This window comes from Skermanella aerolata KACC 11604, from assembly GCF_000936425.1.
Taxonomy (GTDB): domain Bacteria; phylum Pseudomonadota; class Alphaproteobacteria; order Azospirillales; family Azospirillaceae; genus Skermanella; species Skermanella aerolata.
In genome coordinates this window covers 216,559-234,522 of sequence record NZ_AVFK01000002.1, presented here as the reverse complement: position 1 = coordinate 234,522, position 17,964 = coordinate 216,559, and the positions used below count along the sequence as shown (strand labels likewise).

Here is a 17,964-nt window from a genome sequence, read left to right as displayed (position 1 = left end):
AGATCGGAAGTTTTTAGTTTAGATAGTTAAGGTATGAATTCCGCCGCACACTTCGACAGCACCGTCCACTCCCATCACGACCTCTACCTCGTCGGGCTAGCGGCGCTTATTTGCCTGTTCGCCTGCTATACCGCATTCTCCCTGCTGGGGAATGCGCGGGAATTCTCCTACACCCGCCGATACCTGTGGGGTGCCGCCGCAGCGATCGTGGCGGGTTGCGGTGCCTGGGCAACTCATTTCGTCGGCATGCTGGCGTGGCGACCGGGATTCCAGATCGGCTATGACGTCGGCCTGACGGTCTGGTCGTTCGTACTGGCCATCGCAGGCTCATCGGCCGGCCTCTCGGCAATGCTGAGCGGCCGGCGTTCGGAGCGGACGCGAGCAGCATGGGCAGGTGTCCTGGCCGGCGGGACCATCACCGCCATGCACTATACCGGCATGGCTGCCGTCCGAATGCCGGCGGCGATCGATCACAGCGGCATCGCCGTGGCGGCTTCGGCCGTCATCGTCATCGGCATGAGCACCCTGGCATTCCGGATCGCAGGCCGTACCGACGGCTCGGCGGACTATCTGCGACGTCTGGCCGCCGCTGTGGCACTCGCCGCCGGCATCTGTGGCCTGCACTTCACCGGCATGGCGGGCCTTTCCGTGATCCACGACCAGTCCCTCGACGTGTCCCGGCACGTCCTGGCGCCGACTTCGCTCGCCATCGCTGTTGCGGCGGTCACCGTGATGATCGTCGCCTTCGGCCTGACCGGATCGATCCTCGATCAGCACTTGGCATCGCGCGCTGCCCGCGAATCGAACCGGTTGCGCCGCTACATAACGGAGCTGGAAGCGACCCAGCGGGAGTTGAAGGCGACGACCACGGAACTGACGATGGCGCTGGAGGCCGCCGCAGCAGCCAGTCAGACCAAATCGCAGTTCCTCGCCACGATGAGCCATGAATTGCGGACACCGCTCAACGCGATCATCGGCTTTGCGGATCTCATGGTCACGGAAATCCACGGCCCGCTCGGCGACGAACAGTATCGGGACTATGCGCGGCTGGTCAGCGACAGCGGCTCGCACCTGCTGAGTCTGATAAACGACGTACTCGATCTGGCGCGACTCGATGCGAGCCAGCTGAACCTGATTGAAGACGTGATCGAAGTCGACCGGCTGCTCCACGACGCCGTCCGGCTGATCGGTCCGCAGGCAGGCAAAGCGGAAGTTTCGGTGTCCTGGCGCTCCGAGCAGCCGGGCATCCGCTTGCGGGCCGACACGCGCCGTATGCGGCAGGTCATGCTCAACCTGCTGTCCAATGCGGTGAAGTTCACGCCGCACGGCGGCTCGATCGACATCGACGCCAGGATGACGAAGCAGCCTTGCGGAATTGGGCTTGAGATCACGGTGAGCGACACCGGCATCGGCATGGCGCCCGATGAAATCCCGCTGGCTCTGGAACGGTTCGGGCAGATCGACAACGGCCTGGACCGCCGCTTCGAAGGGACCGGCCTGGGGCTTCCGCTCGCAAAGCTCCTGATGGAAGTCCATGGCGGCAAACTGGAAATCGCAAGCTTACCCGGGAACGGGACGAGCGTGATCCTGTCCATTCCCTCGGACAGGGTTATCGAACCAGCACCGGATATGCTTGCGGTCGGTCGATAGACCGTAACATTTCCCCTGGACATATTGCGATGCAATATAAAATCCCCGTACGATAGTAATTTAGAGGATTGGCAAGCCGTTTGTTGCATGCAACACTTTGTCCATTGCCAATACCATCAACAGGGCACGGCTAACATAAACGCGAAAAAACGCGATGGGAGGACGAAACCAATGACCGACGATGCGGGCAAACAAACAGACGCGTCCAATACTTCTACCTCCAATAGTGATGAGGTCACGCAAGACCTTGAAGCGACCCCACCGTCGCGCCGCGGCTTTCTGACAGGTGCCGTGGCGGCTGCCGCCGGTACGGCTGCGGCTGGACTTTCGATGCCCAATATCGCCCGTGCTCAGACCGTGACGATGCGGTTCCAGAGCACGTGGCCGTCGCGCGATATCTTTCACGAATTCGCCCAGGACTACGTCAACATCGTTAACGGACTTTCCGGCGGCCGGCTGAAGCTGGAACTGCTGCCGGCGGGCGCGGTCGTCGGCGCGTTGCAGCTTCAGGACGCGATCATCGCCGGCGCCCTCGATGGCGGGCATGGCGTCGCCGGCTACTGGTACGGCAAGAACAAGGCCTTCTCCCTGTTCGCCACCCCGCCGTCGTTCGGCTGGAACGCCAACCAGATGCTGGGCTGGATTCGCTATGGCGGCGGTCAGGCGCTCTATGACGAACTCGTGCAGGACGTGCTCAAGCTCAACCTCGTCGGTTTCCTGATGGCTCCGATGCCGACCCAGCCGCTCGGCTGGTTCAAGAAGGAAATCAAGACCGCGGAGGACATGAAGAACCTCAAGTACCGCACCAACGGCCTTGCCGCCGACATGAACCAGGAACTGGGCGCCGCCGTCACCATCATGGGCGCCGCAGACATCGTTCCGGCGATGGACAGGGGCCTGCTGGACGGCGCCGAGTTCAACAACCCGACTTCCGACCGCATCCTGGGCTTCCCCGACGTCAGCAAGGTCTACATGGTGCAGAGCTACCATCAGGCCAGCGAGTGCTTCGAGGTCATCTACAACAAGAACAAGTACGATAGCCTGGGGAAAGAGCTTCAGCAGGTCCTGAAGATCGCCGCCGACGCCGCATCGGCCGACATGGTGTGGAAGACGATGGCGCGCTATCCCAAGGACATGCAGGCGATCAAGGATCGCGGCGTCAAGGTCTACAAGACGCCGGAAGCCGTCCTTCAGGCCCAGTTGAAGGCTTGGGACAACGTCGTCGCCAAGCTGTCCGCCGACCCGTTCTTCGCCAAAGTGATCGACAGCCAGAAGACCTGGGCCAAGCAGGTCGTCGGCTTCGAGATGGAATGGGAAGTTCCCCGCGAACCCGCCTACAAGCACTTCTTCTCCTGACGGGAGCGGCGCTCATCGGGCCGGTGGCGGGCATTGCCCGCCGCCGGCCTTTGCTTTTCAGCCCGCCAGGGAAAATCGGCGGGGAGGCAGGCGCAGGACGTGGTCGGGCGCCCTTTCGTGGAACGCCTTCACCGCTTCCACGATGCGGCGGGCCAGCATGTCGGTCATGTCGAGGTGTGCCGCGCATTTCTCCGGCACTATGATGTCGATATCGTGGTCGTACCCCAAGTCCGTCGTCCGGACATCGACATCCTCGAGCTTGGGTCGTAGATGGTCCGCGAGCTTTACCGCATAGTCCTGCGGATCGAACCGGTCGTTCCAGTCCCGATCCGCATTGAGCCGGTTGGTGCTCAGAGTGATTTCTATCTTGATCATGTCGTTCTCGACATCCAGAGCGGCCAAGTTCAAGGCGTTACGTCTCCTTGAGACCGATGGTAAAACAGCGATCCTCTACAAATCGTTTCTAATACGGATCGTTTCCCATCCTCCTCGCCATGCCGTGAGGTCGCAGCAGCCAACCAACATTTGATTACGACGGGAAAATAAGCAGAATGACGCGCTCTCGCTCCGCCCCGGCTCCCGGTTCAAGGCCGATTCACAGGGCGCCAGTCCATCGTATGGAAGTTCGAAATGCCGAAATTGTCGTTCCCCAAGGAAAAGATCTCGATCCTTCTGCTCGAGGGGATTCACGATAACGCCGTCGCCGATCTGGCCGACCACGGCTATGCCAACGTCACCCGGCTGCCCAAGGCGCTGGACGAACAGGACCTGATCGAACAACTGGCGGGCGTCCATATGCTGGGCATCCGCTCGCGCTCGCAGCTTACGGAAAAGGTGCTGCGCGAAGCGGACAAGCTGATGGCCATCGGCTGCTTCTGCATCGGCACCAATCAGGTGAACCTCCCCGTGGCGCGCCGGCTGGGTATACCGGTGTTCAACGCGCCGCACAGCAATACCCGCAGCGTCGCGGAACTTGTGATGGGCGAGATCATCATGCTGATGCGGGGGATCTGGGACAAGTCGCGCATCGTCCACGAAGGCGGCTGGATGAAGTCGGCCAAGGACAGCTATGAGATCCGCGGCAAGGTGCTGGGCATCGTCGGCTATGGCCATATCGGAACGCAGCTTTCCATCATAGCCGAAGCGCTCGGCATGCGAGTGCGCTTCTTCGACGTGCAGAAGAAGCTGGCGCTCGGCAACGCCCAGTCCTGCCGTACACTGGACGAGTTGCTGACCCTGTCGGACGTGGTCAGCCTGCACGTGCCGGACACGGCACAGACCCGCAACATGATCGGGCCTGAGCAGCTCAAGGCGATGAAGAAGGGCAGCTATTTGATCAACGCCGCGCGCGGCAGCATCATCGACATCGACGCCCTTGCCGACGCCCTGAAGTCGCGCCACGTGCTGGGCGCCGCGATCGACGTCTTCCCGGAGGAACCGGCCGGCGACGCCGACGAGTTCGTCAGCCCCTTGCGCAACCTGCCCAACGTGATCCTGACGCCGCATATCGGCGGCTCGACCATAGAAGCGCAAGCCAATATCGGCAACGAGGTCGCGCGCAAGCTGATCGAGTATTCCGACAACGGTTCGACCATGGGTGCCGTCAACTTCCCCGAAGTGCAGCTTCCCGTACGCGAAAGCGGGGTCCGTTTCCTGCACATCCACGCCAACGTCCCAGGCATCCTGCGCAAGCTCAATGAAGTGTTCTCCTCGCGCGGGCTCAACATGGCGGCCCAGTATCTCCAGACCGATCCGGAAATCGGCTACGTCGTGTTCGACGTCGACGGTGAAGTGGACGACCAGGAGATCCTCGCAGACATCCGCGCCATCGACGGCACGCTGCGCGCGCGAGTGCTCTACGACCGCCGCGCCTGAGCCGACAACTGCGCCGCCAGGACCGCCCGGCTCAAAGCCGGGCGGTAGTTCTTTACTGTTAAATCGGTGACAGTGTCATATCTATTACTTAGCAGGAACGAACGGTTTGCTCAATTGGCGGCAGGTGCCGCCGCTCCTACCAGCTTGAACACCGCTTGCCCGTGTCCACTCGCCTACCCTCGCCTGCAAACCTATCTTCAATGTTCCGCAAGCAAACTTTCGTCGAAGCTGATAGATTACGCTCAGTTGCGCTAGAGGGAGTTACGCCGGGCGAAGACCCATTGGATCGGATTTGCAGCCGTATTCATCCTTCCTTGTATCGAGGAACGTGATAATCAAATTCGCAACGAGCAAGAATAAGCAGGAGGAGACAACATGAAACATCCGCGTTCCACGCTAAGCCCTTGGACCGCCTTATCCCGCCGCACCGTCCTGGGCCTCGGCGCTGGTCTTGGAGCATTGGCATTGGGGGCGATGTCCGTTGCCACCCCTACCCCGGCAGCTGCACAGAGCGCTTATCCCAGCCGCCCTGTCACTCTCGTGGTGCCGTTCCCCGCCGGCGGTTCGACCGATCTGGTGGCGCGGCTGGTCGCCTCCAGGATGACCGGCGTGCTCGGTCAGCAGATCGTCGTCGAGAACAGGGGAGGCGCCGGTGGCAACCTCGGCTCGGCGGCCGTCGCCCGTGCGGAGCCTGACGGCTATACCATCCTGATGGGCACCGTCGCGACCCATGCGCTCAACCCCGCCCTTCAGAAGAAGATGCCTTACGACGCGGTCAAGGACTTCGCGCCGATCTCTCTGCTGGCGCTGATCCCCAACGTGCTGGTGGTATCCAACGACTTCCCCGCGAAGAACGTCAAGGAGCTGATCGAGCTGCTGAAGGCCAAGCCGGGCGAGTACAGCTACGCATCCTCCGGCAACGGCACCCCGCTGCACCTGTCCGGCGAGTTGTTCAAGAGCATGGCCGGGGTAGACATGGTCCACGTCCCATACAAGGGCGCCGGTCCCGCACTGGTGGACGTGATCGCGGGCCACGTGCCGATCATGTTCGACAACCTGCCGCCGTCGCTGGAACAGATCCGGGGCGGCAAGCTGCGCGGACTTGCGGTCACGACGAAGGAGCGGGCGCCCTCTATCCCCGACCTGCCGACCATCGCGGAAACGCTCCCTGGTTACGAGACCTATAGTTGGAACGCCTTCTTCGCTCCGGCCGGCACGCCCAAGGCTGTGATCGACAAGCTCAACGCGGCGTCGCTGGCAGCCCTGAAGGACCCCGAGGTTTCCGCCAAGCTGGCCGACCTCAGCGCTACCGTGGTCGGCTCGACACCCGAGGAACTGGCGACCCACGTCAAGGATGAGCTTGCCAAATGGGCGCCCGTGGTGGCGGCCTCCGGCGCTCGCATCGATTGACGCGTCCCGATCCATCCACCCCTCCCTCCAATCCAACCCCAAGCAAGCAAAGTGGCGCCCAGCCTCCAAGGCCCAGGAGCGCCACACCCAAATGAGCTGGGAGGCTCAAACACGAATGCGTAGACTGACCCTGATCGCTGCGGCCCTTGCCCTCTTCTCCGGCACGGCCGCCGCTCAATCCGATTACCCGACCCGTCCGATCACCGTCATCGTGCCGTTCACCGCCGGCGGCCCGACCGACACCGTCGCCCGTCTGGTGGCGGAACCGATGACGCGGGCGCTGGGCCAGCAGGTCATCATCGAGAACGTCGGCGGCGCCGGCGGCACTCTCGGCGCCCGGCGGGTTGCTACCGCCGATCCCGACGGCTACACGCTGCTGCTGCATCACATCGGTCAGGCGACCAGCGCCTCGCTGTACCGCAAGCTGTCCTACAGCCCGGCCAAGGACTTCGCCGGCATCGGCCTGATCACCGACGTGCCGATGACCATCATTTCCCGTGCCGATTTCCCGGCCACCTCGATCAAGGAGCTGATCGAGACGATCAAGACGAAGAAGCAGGACATCACGCTGGCCAATGCCGGTGTCGGCGCTGTGTCGCATCTCTGCGGCATGCTGCTACAGTCGGCGCTCGGCGTGCAGGTGACGACCGTTCCTTACAAGGGAACCGGCCCCGCCATGACCGACATCCTCGGCAGTCAGGTCGATATCCTGTGCGACCAGACCACCAACACGACCGGCCATATCGGTACCGGCAAGGTCAAGGCCTTCGCCGTGACCACCAAGGAACGCCTCAAGACCCTGCCGAACCTGCCGACCATGGACGAATCCGGCGTCAAGGGCTTCGAAGTGGTGGCCTGGCATGGCCTCTATGCGCCCAAGGGAACGCCGAAGCCGATCGTTGACAAGCTGGCCGCCGCCCTCCAGGGCGCGTTGAAGGACGAGAAAGTGATCGCCCGACTGGCTGACCTCGGGGCCGAGCCGGTCTCTCAGGAAGCAGCCACCCCGGCGGCGCTCGACAAGTACCTCGCCGATGAAATCGCCAAGTGGAAGCCGGTGATCGAATCCGCGGGTGTTTACGCCGACTGACAATTCAGCTTAACTGCTGGGTTGGATCGGTTCCCGAGGGGAAGAGGCTGTTTTCGGGCGGCCCCTTCCCCTCGGGAGCTTTCCAACGGAAAAGTCCAAGAACGACAGACAAGTACCGGATCGAATGATCAAAAGGTACGGGGGAGGCAAAAAGCCATGGCTGCAATGATGGAGAAGCCGAGGGACGTCGTCAGCGGGGTGGTCGTGATGGCTATCGGCGCCGGCTTCCTGCTGAACGGCCTGGAGTTGGAACGCGGCAGTTCCTTCCGGATGGGTCCGGGCTATTTTCCGACGGTTCTCAGCGTCCTGATGATCGGCCTCGGAATGCTGATCACGATCCTGGCGATCCGCAAGCCGGCGACGGACAGCGGTTTCGGCGGGTTGCCCTGGAAGGGGCTGGCCCTGATCATCGGCGCCACGGTGCTGTTCGGCTTCACTCTGCGCGGTCTTGGGCTGGCGCCCGTCTTGGCGATCACCGTCCTGGCGACCGCCTGGGCCAGCCGCTATGCGACCTTGCGCGCCTCGGTGCCGCTGGCTCTTGGCCTCGCTGCCTTCTGCGCCTTCCTCTTCATCAAGCTGTTGGGACTGCCGCTGCCGTTGACCGGTCCCTGGCTGACCGCTTCCTACTGGTCGCCACCGGAAACGACATCGTCAGTTACCGTACCCGTGGAAGAAGCCGCGACCTCCTCCGACGCCACCCGCGCCGTCGCTACCCGATAGGAGATCCCAACAATGGAATTGCTCGGCGATCTCGGGCTTGGCTTCGCAACGGCGCTCAGTCCCTACAACCTGCTCTACTGCTTCATCGGTGTGCTATTGGGAACCGCCGTGGGCGTGCTCCCAGGTCTTGGTCCCGTCGCCACCATCGCGATGCTGCTGCCGATCACGTTCGGCCTGCCGCCGGTTTCAGCGCTCATCATGCTTGCGGGCATCTATTACGGCGCCCAGTACGGCGGCTCGACGACGGCGATCCTGATCAACCTGCCGGGCGAAAGTTCGAGCGTGGTCACGGCGATCGACGGCTACCAGATGGCGAAGCAGGGCCGCGCCGGCCCGGCGCTCGCCACCGCCGCCCTCGGCTCCTTCTTTGCCGGCACGGTCGCGACGTTCCTGCTCGTGCTGGCGGCCCCGCCCCTGGCGGAGGTCGCGCTCAAGTTCGGCCCGGCGGAGTATTTCTCGCTGATGGTGCTCGGCCTCGTGGCCTCGGTGGCTCTCGCCAGCGGCTCGCTGCTCAAGGCCTTCACGATGATCGTGCTAGGATTGCTGCTGGGTCTGGTCGGCAGCGACGTGGAAACCGGCACCCAACGCTTCACCTTCGACATGCCGGAATTGGCCGATGGCCTCAACTTCGTGGCTCTCAGCATGGGCGTCTTCGGCTTGGGTGAGATCCTGCGCAACCTGGAGCACGAACACAGCCGCAGCGTCATGGTCAAACACGTCAGCGGCCTTATGCTGTCCAAGGCTGACTTCAAGCGGATCATCGGTCCTGTATTGCGCGGTACCGGCCTGGGCTCGGTCCTCGGCATCCTGCCCGGCGGCGGCGCCATGCTGGCGTCATTCGCCGCCTATACGATGGAAAAGAAGATTTCGCCCAACCGCGCCCAATTCGGCAAGGGCGCCATCGAGGGCGTTGCGGCACCGGAGTCCGCCAACAATGCCGGCGCGCAGACGTCCTTCATTCCGATGCTGACGCTGGGCATCCCGTCGAACCCCGTCATGGCGCTGATGATCGGCGCGATGATCATCCAGGGCATCACCCCCGGCCCCAACGTCGTGACCGACGAGCCGGAACTGTTCTGGGGCATGATCGTATCGATGTGGATCGGCAACCTCATGCTGGTCCTGCTCAACCTGCCGCTGATCGGCCTGTGGGTCCGGATGCTGACGATCCCCTACCACCTGCTGTTCCCGGCCATCATCGCGTTCTGCTGCATCGGCGCCTTCAGCGTCAACAACAGCGTGTTCGACGTCTTCATCATGGCTGTGTTCGGCGTGGTCGGCTACACGCTGATCAAGCTGGACTTCGAGCCGGCGCCCCTGCTGCTCGGCTTCGTGCTCGGTCCGATGCTGGAAGAGAACCTGCGTCGCGCCATGCTGCTCAGCCGCGGCAGCCCGATGGTCTTCATTACGCATCCGCTCAGCCTCGGCCTGCTGCTGGTGGCGGCTGCACTGCTGCTGATCGTCGTCCTGCCCTCGGTTCGCTCGAAACGCGAGGAAGCCTTCAGCGAATAGGCCCCACAGGCTCATCCACCGCCCGTCCCTTTCCCGATGGAGCAACCGATGTCGATCAAGGATCTTCTGGTTCACGTCGATCAGTCCCCGGCAACGGCAACCCGCCTGGACGCCGCCCTCGACCTGGGCGAGCGTTTCGGCGCCCATGTCACGGCCCTCCACCTGATCGCGGAACCGTTCATGCGCTCCATGGCTGGCTATCACCTGCCGGCCGACATCCTGAAGGAGCATCTGCGTCAGGCGGAGGCGGAGGCCGAACAGGTCTTCGCCCAAGCCCGCGAAGCAGCGGAACATCGCGGCATCTCCCTCGATGCGCGGGCCGAATCCGGCTCGCTCGACCGCCTGCCGGCTTTGTTCGCCCGCAACGCCCGCAACGCCGACCTCGTGATCGTCGGCGAGCCCAACCCGGAAGCGGGCGGCGCAGACGAGACGCTTCTGGTCGAAGCCGCCTTCATGGACACCGGCCGGCCGGCGCTGGTCATCCCCCAGGCCGGCGCCGTCAAGCTCCCGCCCGAACGGATCATGATCGCCTGGGACGGCTCCCGTGAGGCCGCGCGCGCGGTCCACGACAGCATGCCCCTTCTCCGACTTGCCGAGGAAGTCGTCATCCTGATCGTCGACGCCAGCAAGCTGGGTCCGCGCTTCGGCCAGACGCCCGGCGCCGGCATCGTGGCGCATCTCGGCCGTCACGAAGTTGCCGCCCGAATCGCACAGGTGCAGAGCGGCGGCAGCGCGATCACCGACCTGATCCTTGCCGAAGCCAAATCGGCCGGGGCTGACCTGATCGTCATGGGCGGCTACGGCCACTCCCGCCTGCGCGAGTTGATGCTGGGCGGCGTCACCCGTCACATGATCGAACGGATGACGCTTCCGGTCCTGCTGGCACACTGAACCTGGAGACCGCCGCGCGCGGAAGGCGCGGCGGTCTCAACGATGCCGGCTGAAGTTTCTCCGCCTCTCGGGCTACGATGACCCGTCGGCACCGTAGTTCTCCGGCTCGCGCTTTCGCTCCGGTTCCGGCCCGCCGTTCGGCCCTTTCCCTTGCTCGTGCAGCGGACTGCGGACCGAAGCGCCGTGCGGCTTCGCCTTGCCCTTGGACCGTTTCGGGTCCTTCTGCCGCCACCATGCATCCAGCCGGTTCATCACAGGCGTCACCGTCATGCCGTGGACCAGGATCGAGCACATCACCACGAAGCCGGTCACGGCCCACAGGATCTCCTTCTCCGCCAGCGCCGTGTGGTTGACCGCATAGGCCAGGTAATAGAAAGATCCGATCCCCCGAATACCGAACAGGCCGATCACGAAGCGCTCCGACATCGGCAAGCCCGATCCCGTCAGCGCGATCAGTCCCGCGACAGGCCGCACCAGGAACACGAAGGCCAGACCGGCGAGCATCGCCTCCCACGTCAGCGCCGACAGCAGTCCGCCGGCGATGGTGCCGCCGAACAGCACCAGCACGACCATCATCAGCAGCTTTTCGATCTGCTCCGAGAACGTGTGCAGGCTTTCATGGAAGTCATGCGACCGCTCGGTATGGCGCAGCGTCACCGCCGCGACGAACACCGCCAGAAACCCATAGCCGTGGACCAGCTCGGTGACGCCATAGGAGACCAGAGTTATTCCAAGCGCCGCTAGTCCCTCGCGCGTATCGGCGATCCTTGTCTCGGCGGGCAGACGGAACGCGAGCCAGCCCAGTACTCTGCCGACGATCCAGCCCACGACCAGACCCGCTGCCAGTTTCCAGAAGACATCGACCGCCAGCCACTCCGCCATCCACCAGTCGGGCGTCAGCCAGTTCGCGGCACCCGCGCCGATGGTGGCGGTGCTGGCCGCCATGGCAATGGCGAAATTCGTGAAGGGAAACGCCAGCCCGTCGTTCAGGCCGGCTTCCGAGGTCAGGCTGAACCGCACCTCGTCCTCGCCGCCCGAACGGGGCGGTCCGACCTGGATATCCGCCGCCAGCACCGGGTCTGTAGGCGCCAGGACGGCGCCGAGCAGGATCGCAGCCGGTAGGGAAAGCCCCAGTATCCACATGCTTAAAAGGGTGATGCCCAGGATCGACAGAGGCATGGTGACACCCAGCAACAGCCAGGTGGTCCGCCACTCCCTCAGGCCCATTGGCCGATCCAGCTTCAGCCCGGCCCCCAGCAACGCGATGATCACCACAAGCTCGGTAATGCGCTCGACGAAGCTCGACTGCACCAGGAAGTTCGGGTCGGGTCCCGTCCCCGGCACCATGAAAAGCCCGAACCCAAGCATGACGCAAAAGATCGGCAGCGACAGCGGAGCATTGCGCAGCAGCATGGGAAGCCATGCGATGGCCAGGATGACCACGCCAAGCCCGGTCAGGAGAACGATGTAAGAGTCCATAAAGCTTTCTGAAGTTCCGGCGCGATACCGCCCTTCTGCAACACTCCCGGCAGGCCGATGTGCCGGAGAGCCCTGCGCGCGGCAGCCGTGCTGAGCGCCTTACTATCCGGCGACTACTAACAAAAGGTAGTATACCGCAACCGTGGATCATACTATGTTCATGGAACGTTACCGAAACCCCGGCGTTTTCCTCACCAGATTTCATCCTTGCCAATTTCCTCCCCAACTTCCTCCCGCTCAACCGGTCCCGCACGGAGCGCATGACACGGCCCTTTCGCCGACATCAGGAGATGGTCAACAACATCGTTGGCGCTATCGCCCGGCGAGAAACCGATGTGCGCGACATCCTCGCGGCGGTCACTCCCGGCGGCGGCAAGAGCCTACTCCCCGTGATCGCCGCCGCTCGCCTGATCCAGGCCGGCGTAGCCGAACGCGTCTGCTGGATCGTGCCGCGCGACAGCCTGCGCCTTCAGGCGGAGGAAGCCTTCGTCGATCCGCACTGGCGTACCGCGCTAGGCCATAACCTGACCGTACGGGCTGCGGAAAATGCACCCGATCCGTGCCGGGGCCTGCAAGGCTACGTGACGACCTATCAGGCCGTGGCCGCCGCGCCCGAACTTCATCTGGCCGAGTTCCAGCGGCACAAATACCTGATCGCGATCGACGAACTCCACCACCTGCCCGCCCTCTCCGATCTCGACACGCTGACCGTGGCCGCCGACGAGACCGCCTGGAGCCGAACCATCGTGCCGCTGCTGGAGCTGTCCGCGGTACGCCTGCTAATGTCCGGCACATTGCAGCGGACCGACGGCAAGGCGATCCTGTGGTTGCCGTACAGGAAGCCGCAGGGCATGCGGCGCGTCCGCGAAATCGACTTCACCGCCGACAACTGGGCCATCGTCGGTTACAGCCGCCGTCAGGCGCTGGCCGAACGGGCGGTCCTGCCGGTGACGTTCGGAGCGCTCGACGGCGATGCCGAATGGCGAGATCCGCTGTCGCAGGAGCGCAGCGTCGAAAGCCTGAGCCAATCCGGAGAATTGGCCCACGATGCCCTATTTACCGTCCTGCGGACGGAGTTCGCCGACGCCATGCTCCGCGTCGCCTACAATGCCTGCCGCGATCACCGCACCGCCCGCCGCAAGGCCATCGGCGCCCGGCCCGGCGACGAGGTCCGGGGCCTCGGCAAGCTGCTCGTGGTCGCCCCCGATCAGGCGACCGCGTGGCGTTATGTCGAGCATCTGAGGAAGCCCTTTCCCGACGACCTCAAGCAACTGATGGTGCGGGCAGCCATGAGCGACGTCGCCGACGCCCAGCAGGCCATCGCCGAGTTCCGCATGCGCCCTTTTCCGGCGATCCTGGTGACGGTGTCGATGGCCTATGAGGGGATGGACTGCCCGGAAATCTCCCACATCGCCTGCCTGACCCATATCCGCTCCCGCCCCTGGCTGGAACAGATGATCGCCAGGGCCACCCGCGTCGATCCCCATGCCGGCGACTACGAAGGTCAATCCGCGCTGGTCTACCACCCCGACGACCCGATGTTCCGCGCCTTCCGCCACGATATCGAGACCGAACAGGGCACCAAGGCCCGCATCGTCCGCCGCCGCGCCCAGCACAGCCTGCCGCTGGAGGAGATCGAGCACAACCGCCCGCCGGCCATCACCCCCTTGCACAGCAACGCCACCGCTCTCCGCTTCGACGTCGTCGCACCCGGCCCCGACTTCGGCATAACGGCAGCGGCCAATGCCAGCTCCGGCACCCTGCCCCTGTTCGACCCGCCCTCCGTCGCCGAACACCGCCTGCGCCAGCGTATCGGCCAGATGGTCGCCGCCCAGGTGATCGAGGACGAGGACGCCCACCTGATCCGCCGAAACTCCGGCTACCATGCCTACAACGCGATCCTGAAACGGGTGCTCGGCAAGAGCCGCGCCGAAATGCACCTGTCCGAACTGGAAGCCGCCGTCGGCTGGCTGGAGCGCAACCGCCTCAGCGACCACGCCGGCCTGATCGAGAACGACCCCCAATACCGCTGGTCCGCAACCCGCCGCCCCAGCTCCATCCGGCTCGGGCCGCACAAGTTATGACCGGTGGTTCTCAGAGTTTCAGGTTTGAATAAACGCTTCAGATCGTCGTACCAAGACTTGATCTTGACATCTCCCAACTTCAATTTTGTGGAGAAACTCACCAATAAGCTCGATACTGTGCAGATCATTGCAAACAACTTTGAATCTAGACTGAGGTCTTTACGCCGGGAGATACCAAGATCAAGTCTTGGTATGACGCTTATGAAGTTTTTTATGCAACCCTGTTAAGCACGAATCGCGCGCGCTTCTGTTGAGAGTAAAGGACCATCCGAACCAGATGCAAGGAAGCGACACATGACAGACGAAGCACAGGCCGCCGCCAAGGCTCAGGAACGCCTCAAGGGCGACAGCACAATTCCGCAAGGCGGCGGAGAGGGCGGCAAGAAGGACACCACGACATCGGGCGGCACCGGCAGCAAGCAGGGGCCAGCCTCCGATGCCGCCCCCAACCTGAAGCCGCGCAAGCCCGGCGACAGCTAAAGCCGGATCAGGCTGCGGAAACCGCCTTCAGGGCGGTTTCCAAGTCCGCCCGCAGGTCCTTCACGTCCTCCACCCCGACCGACAACCGGATCAGCCCGTCGCTGATGCCCAGAGCTTGCCGCTGATCCGGTGGAATGGTCGCGTGCGTCATGATCGCAGGATGCTCGATCAGGCTCTCCACACCCCCTAAGCTCTCAGCTAGCGCGAACAACTGCGTCCGCTCCAGCATCCGCTTGGTTTCCGCCAGACCGGCATTCAGTTCGACCGTGACGATACCGCCGAAGCCGTGCATCTGCCGCCGCGCCAACGCGTGCTGCGGATGGCTCTCCAACCCTGGGTAGATCACCCGCTTGACCTCCGGCCGGGTTTCCAGCCAGCGCGCCAATTCCAGCGCGTTGCCGCAGTGGCGCTCCATCCTCAGCGCCAGCGTCTTCAGCCCGCGCAGCGCCAGGAAGCTGTCGAACGGCCCGCTGATCGCTCCGACGGCGTTCTGGAGGAACTTCATCTGGTCGCGCAGCTCGGTGTTCTCTCCCACCACCACCGTTCCGCCGACCATGTCAGAGTGGCCGTTCAGGTACTTCGTCGTGCTGTGGACGACCGCGTCGATTCCCAACTCGATCGGCCGCTGCACCCAGGGGCTGGCGAAGGTATTGTCCGCGACCGTCCAGATGCCGCGTTCCTTGGCGAAGCGGGCGATTGCTTCCAGGTCGCTCAGCTTCAGCATCGGGTTGGTCGGAGTCTCGATCCAGATCAGCTTCGTCTCCGGCTTAACCGCCGAGGTCAAGGCATCCATGTCAGCCAGATCGACATAGTCTATCCGCAGGCCGGCCGAGCGCTTCCGCACCCGCTCGAACAGCCGGAAGCTGCCGCCGTAGAGATCGTCCGACGCCACCACATGGGCGCCGGCATCCAGCGTTTCCAGCAGCGTCGAGATTCCGGCCAGCCCCGAGGCGAAGGCAAAGCCCGCCGTCCCGCTTTCCAGATCGGCGATGCAGCGCTCGAACGCCATACGGGTCGGGTTCTGGCTGCGCGCGTATTCGTACCCCTTGTGGACGCCGGGGCTTTCCTGGACGAAGGTCGAGGTGGCGTAGATCGGCATCATGACCGCCCCGGTCGATGGATCGGGGGACTGCCCGGCATGGATGACGCGGGTGGAGAAGGCCAGCCGGTTCGCGGAATTCGAGTTCATCATTGCCCCAGGCGGAAGTGGTTGATCATGTCGACCCGCGTCACCAGCCCGATGAAGCGGTCGTTCTCCGTGATGATGGCGACTCGGTCCGCCGCGAAGATCGGGAACAGCGCGTCGATCGGCGAGCGCGCATCCAATGTCTGGAGCGAGCCGGTCATGGCGTCACGGACATTCCGCTGGAACGCCTTCGGCCCGCCATGTCCCGAGATATCCCTGAGCAGGTCGCTCTCGTCCACCAGCCCGACCAGCTTGCCGTCCTCGATCACCGGCAATTGTGAAATATCGGCTGCCCTCATGCGGCTATAGGCGGTCCGCAGCGTGTCGTCCGGTCCGACCGAGATCGTGCCGCCCCTGTCGTAGCGGCGCGTCACCAGATCGCGGACGTCGCCGTAATGGGGCCGGTCGGTGAAGCCCTGCTCCAATAGCCAGAAGTCGTTGAACATCTTGGACAGGTACTTATTGCCGCTGTCGCAGATGAAGGTGATGACCCGCTTCGGCACCGTCTGGTCCCGGCAGTAGCGCAGCGCCGCCGATACCAGCGTACCGGACGACGATCCGGCCAGGATGCCTTCCAGCACCAGCAGGTCACGCGCCGTCTCGAAGCTTTCGCGGTCGGGGATGGTGTAGGCCGAGGTCACAAGTGACATGTCGGCGACCGGCGGGATGAAGTCCTCGCCGATGCCCTCGACCGCCCAGGAACCAGCCTCCAAAAGCTCTCCGGTCTTGACGTAATGGGCCAGCACCGAGCCTTCCGGATCGGCCAGCACCATTTCAGTTTCCGGCGACACGCGCTTGAAGAAGCGTCCCAGCCCCGTTAGCGTCCCGCCCGAACCGACGCCGCAGACAACGGCATCGACTTGTCCCTCCATCTGCCGCCAGATCTCCGGCGCCGTCGTGGTCTCGTGGGACAGCGGGTTAGCCTCATTGCCGAACTGGTTGACGTAGAAAGCGTTGTCCAGGCCGGCGGTGATTTCATGGGCCAGGTCCTGGTAATACTCGGGATGGCCCTTGCCGACATCGGAGCGGGTGATCCGCACGTCAGCCCCCAGCGCCCGCAGGTTCAGGACCTTCTCTCGAGCCATCTTGTCCGGAACCACCAGGATCAGCTTATAGCCCTTGCGGGCCGCGACCAGAGCCAACCCCAGCCCCGTGTTGCCCGCCGTCGCCTCGATGATCGTGGCGCCCGGCTTCAGGCGGCCGTCGCGCTCCGCCGTCTCGATCATCGACAGGGCGATGCGGTCCTTGATCGAGCCGCCGGGGTTCTGGCTTTCCAGCTTCACGAACAGCCGGCACGGTCCGGTGTCGAAGCGGGTTATCTCAACCACAGGCGTATCGCCGATCAGGCCGAGCACCCCCGGCCGGGGCGCCGTCGATATCTGAGTAGCTGGCATGTCACAAACTCACTTCGATGTTGAGTTGCAGAAGACATGGACGCAGAAAACCACCAGTCACCCTATACCAACGTCATCCCCCGCCCGGCGCAAGCGCCAATTCAGGGCTATCCGACCGAACGTTCCGGCGTTTCCATATCCCTTGGAACTACGAACACCCCATCCGCGCTTTCTTTCCATAGCGCCCCGATCAACGGCACCAGGACCCCCAGATGCCAGCAACCCGCCTCCTCGTCGCCGCCATCCTGTGGCTCAGCCTGCCGGCATTCGCGGCGGCACAGTCCGCCACCGACCGCGTCAATGCGCTCAACCAGGGGATAATCGCTTTGATGAAAGCCGCTGAACAGAAGGTCCCCGCGCGCACCCGCCTGCAACAGTTCGAACCTGTCGTCCGGGAAAACTACGACCTGGAAACCTCGCTTCGGGTCGCCGCATCCCCCGACTACGACCGCGCACCGCCCGACCAGCAGAAGTCGCTCCTGGAAGCCTTCGCCCGCCGCAGCGCCGCCCAGTACGTCCAGCGCTTCACCGGCTACGGCGGCGAGAGCTTCGAGACGGTCGGCGACCGCGTCGGCCCCCGAGGCACCACCCTGGTCGAAACCCGCCTGATCCGCCCGAACGACAAGCCGGTGACGCTGACCTACGTGCTCCGCCAGCGCGACGGCAAATGGGGCATCGCCGACGTGCTGCTCGACGGCACCATCAGTCAGCTTGCCGTGCAACGCTCCGACTACGCCAACGCGCTCCGCAACGGCGGCATCGCGGCGCTGACGAAGGAGTTGAACAGCTACGCGGATGGGGTGGCAGCGGGGCGATAGCCTCGGTACCTCCTGCCAGAGG

Annotated in this window: 15 protein-coding genes; 11 read left to right on the top strand and 4 right to left on the bottom strand. The window is 63.9% G+C overall.

Annotated elements, in window-relative coordinates:
• Nucleotides 1-33: 33 nt before the first annotated feature.
• Together N826_RS39665 and N826_RS04075 are read left to right on the top strand one after the other, a co-directional pair.
• Complete coding sequence (locus N826_RS39665) at nt 34-1,650, top strand: sensor histidine kinase (protein ID WP_052830822.1); 1,617 nt, start codon at nt 34-36, stop codon at nt 1,648-1,650.
• A gap of 171 nt (nt 1,651-1,821) precedes the next feature.
• Nucleotides 1,822-3,006 (top strand): TRAP transporter substrate-binding protein, encoded by a 1,185-nt coding sequence (locus tag N826_RS04075; RefSeq protein WP_044426103.1) that lies wholly within the window; start codon nt 1,822-1,824, stop codon nt 3,004-3,006.
• 57 nt (nt 3,007-3,063) lie between these two features.
• On the opposite strand, the gene N826_RS04070 is transcribed toward N826_RS04075, so the two are convergent.
• Nucleotides 3,064-3,414, bottom strand: coding sequence for a hypothetical protein (locus N826_RS04070; protein WP_044426101.1), 351 nt, complete (start codon nt 3,412-3,414; stop codon nt 3,064-3,066).
• Nucleotides 3,415-3,636: 222 nt separating this feature from the next.
• Here N826_RS04070 and serA point away from each other — a divergent pair, with 222 nt between their 5' ends.
• From serA to N826_RS04040, 6 genes are all read left to right on the top strand, one after another.
• Entirely contained in the window at nt 3,637-4,881 is a 1,245-nt protein-coding gene (gene serA / locus N826_RS04065; RefSeq protein ID WP_044426100.1) for a phosphoglycerate dehydrogenase, read from the top strand.
• Between the two features lie 375 nt (nt 4,882-5,256).
• Nucleotides 5,257-6,291, top strand: coding sequence for a Bug family tripartite tricarboxylate transporter substrate binding protein (locus N826_RS04060; protein ID WP_211099202.1), 1,035 nt, complete (start codon nt 5,257-5,259; stop codon nt 6,289-6,291).
• A gap of 115 nt (nt 6,292-6,406) precedes the next feature.
• The gene (locus N826_RS04055; protein ID WP_044426098.1) at nt 6,407-7,378 is read left to right on the top strand and encodes a tripartite tricarboxylate transporter substrate binding protein BugD; all 972 of its coding nucleotides are present in this window, start codon (nt 6,407-6,409) and stop codon (nt 7,376-7,378) included.
• 156 nt (nt 7,379-7,534) lie between these two features.
• On the top strand, nt 7,535-8,098 hold the full coding sequence (locus tag N826_RS04050; protein WP_084720467.1) for a tripartite tricarboxylate transporter TctB family protein: 564 nt from the start codon (nt 7,535-7,537) through the stop codon (nt 8,096-8,098).
• 12 nt (nt 8,099-8,110) lie between these two features.
• Nucleotides 8,111-9,610, top strand: a complete 1,500-nt coding sequence (locus N826_RS04045) for a tripartite tricarboxylate transporter permease (RefSeq protein ID WP_044426097.1) — start codon at nt 8,111-8,113, stop codon at nt 9,608-9,610.
• Nucleotides 9,611-9,658: 48 nt separating this feature from the next.
• On the top strand, nt 9,659-10,501 hold the full coding sequence (locus N826_RS04040; protein WP_044426096.1) for a universal stress protein: 843 nt from the start codon (nt 9,659-9,661) through the stop codon (nt 10,499-10,501).
• A 72-nt stretch (nt 10,502-10,573) separates the two neighbouring features.
• On the opposite strand, the gene N826_RS04035 is transcribed toward N826_RS04040, so the two are convergent.
• Nucleotides 10,574-11,980: a cation:proton antiporter gene (locus N826_RS04035; protein WP_063772188.1), complete on the bottom strand. Its 1,407-nt coding sequence runs from the start codon at nt 11,978-11,980 to the stop codon at nt 10,574-10,576.
• A gap of 260 nt (nt 11,981-12,240) precedes the next feature.
• Between N826_RS04035 and N826_RS04030 the strand changes: the two genes are divergently transcribed.
• Together N826_RS04030 and N826_RS04025 are read left to right on the top strand one after the other, a co-directional pair.
• Nucleotides 12,241-14,064 (top strand): DEAD/DEAH box helicase, encoded by a 1,824-nt coding sequence (locus N826_RS04030; RefSeq protein ID WP_147040129.1) that lies wholly within the window; start codon nt 12,241-12,243, stop codon nt 14,062-14,064.
• 294 nt (nt 14,065-14,358) lie between these two features.
• Nucleotides 14,359-14,544: a hypothetical protein gene (locus N826_RS04025; RefSeq protein ID WP_044426094.1), complete on the top strand. Its 186-nt coding sequence runs from the start codon at nt 14,359-14,361 to the stop codon at nt 14,542-14,544.
• 7 nt (nt 14,545-14,551) lie between these two features.
• Here the strand turns inward: N826_RS04025 and N826_RS04020 are convergent, their stop codons facing one another.
• Together N826_RS04020 and N826_RS04015 are read right to left on the bottom strand one after the other, a co-directional pair.
• Complete coding sequence (locus N826_RS04020) at nt 14,552-15,733, bottom strand: trans-sulfuration enzyme family protein (RefSeq protein WP_044426350.1); 1,182 nt, start codon at nt 15,731-15,733, stop codon at nt 14,552-14,554.
• Nucleotides 15,733-17,124 (bottom strand): pyridoxal-phosphate dependent enzyme, encoded by a 1,392-nt coding sequence (locus N826_RS04015; RefSeq protein WP_044426093.1) that lies wholly within the window; start codon nt 17,122-17,124, stop codon nt 15,733-15,735. The genes N826_RS04020 and N826_RS04015 overlap by 1 nt, the downstream gene beginning before the upstream one ends.
• A 212-nt stretch (nt 17,125-17,336) precedes the next feature.
• On the opposite strand from N826_RS04015, the gene N826_RS04010 reads away from it, so the two are divergent.
• Complete coding sequence (locus N826_RS04010) at nt 17,337-17,942, top strand: ABC transporter substrate-binding protein (protein WP_044426092.1); 606 nt, start codon at nt 17,337-17,339, stop codon at nt 17,940-17,942.
• Nucleotides 17,943-17,964 lie beyond the last annotated feature (22 nt).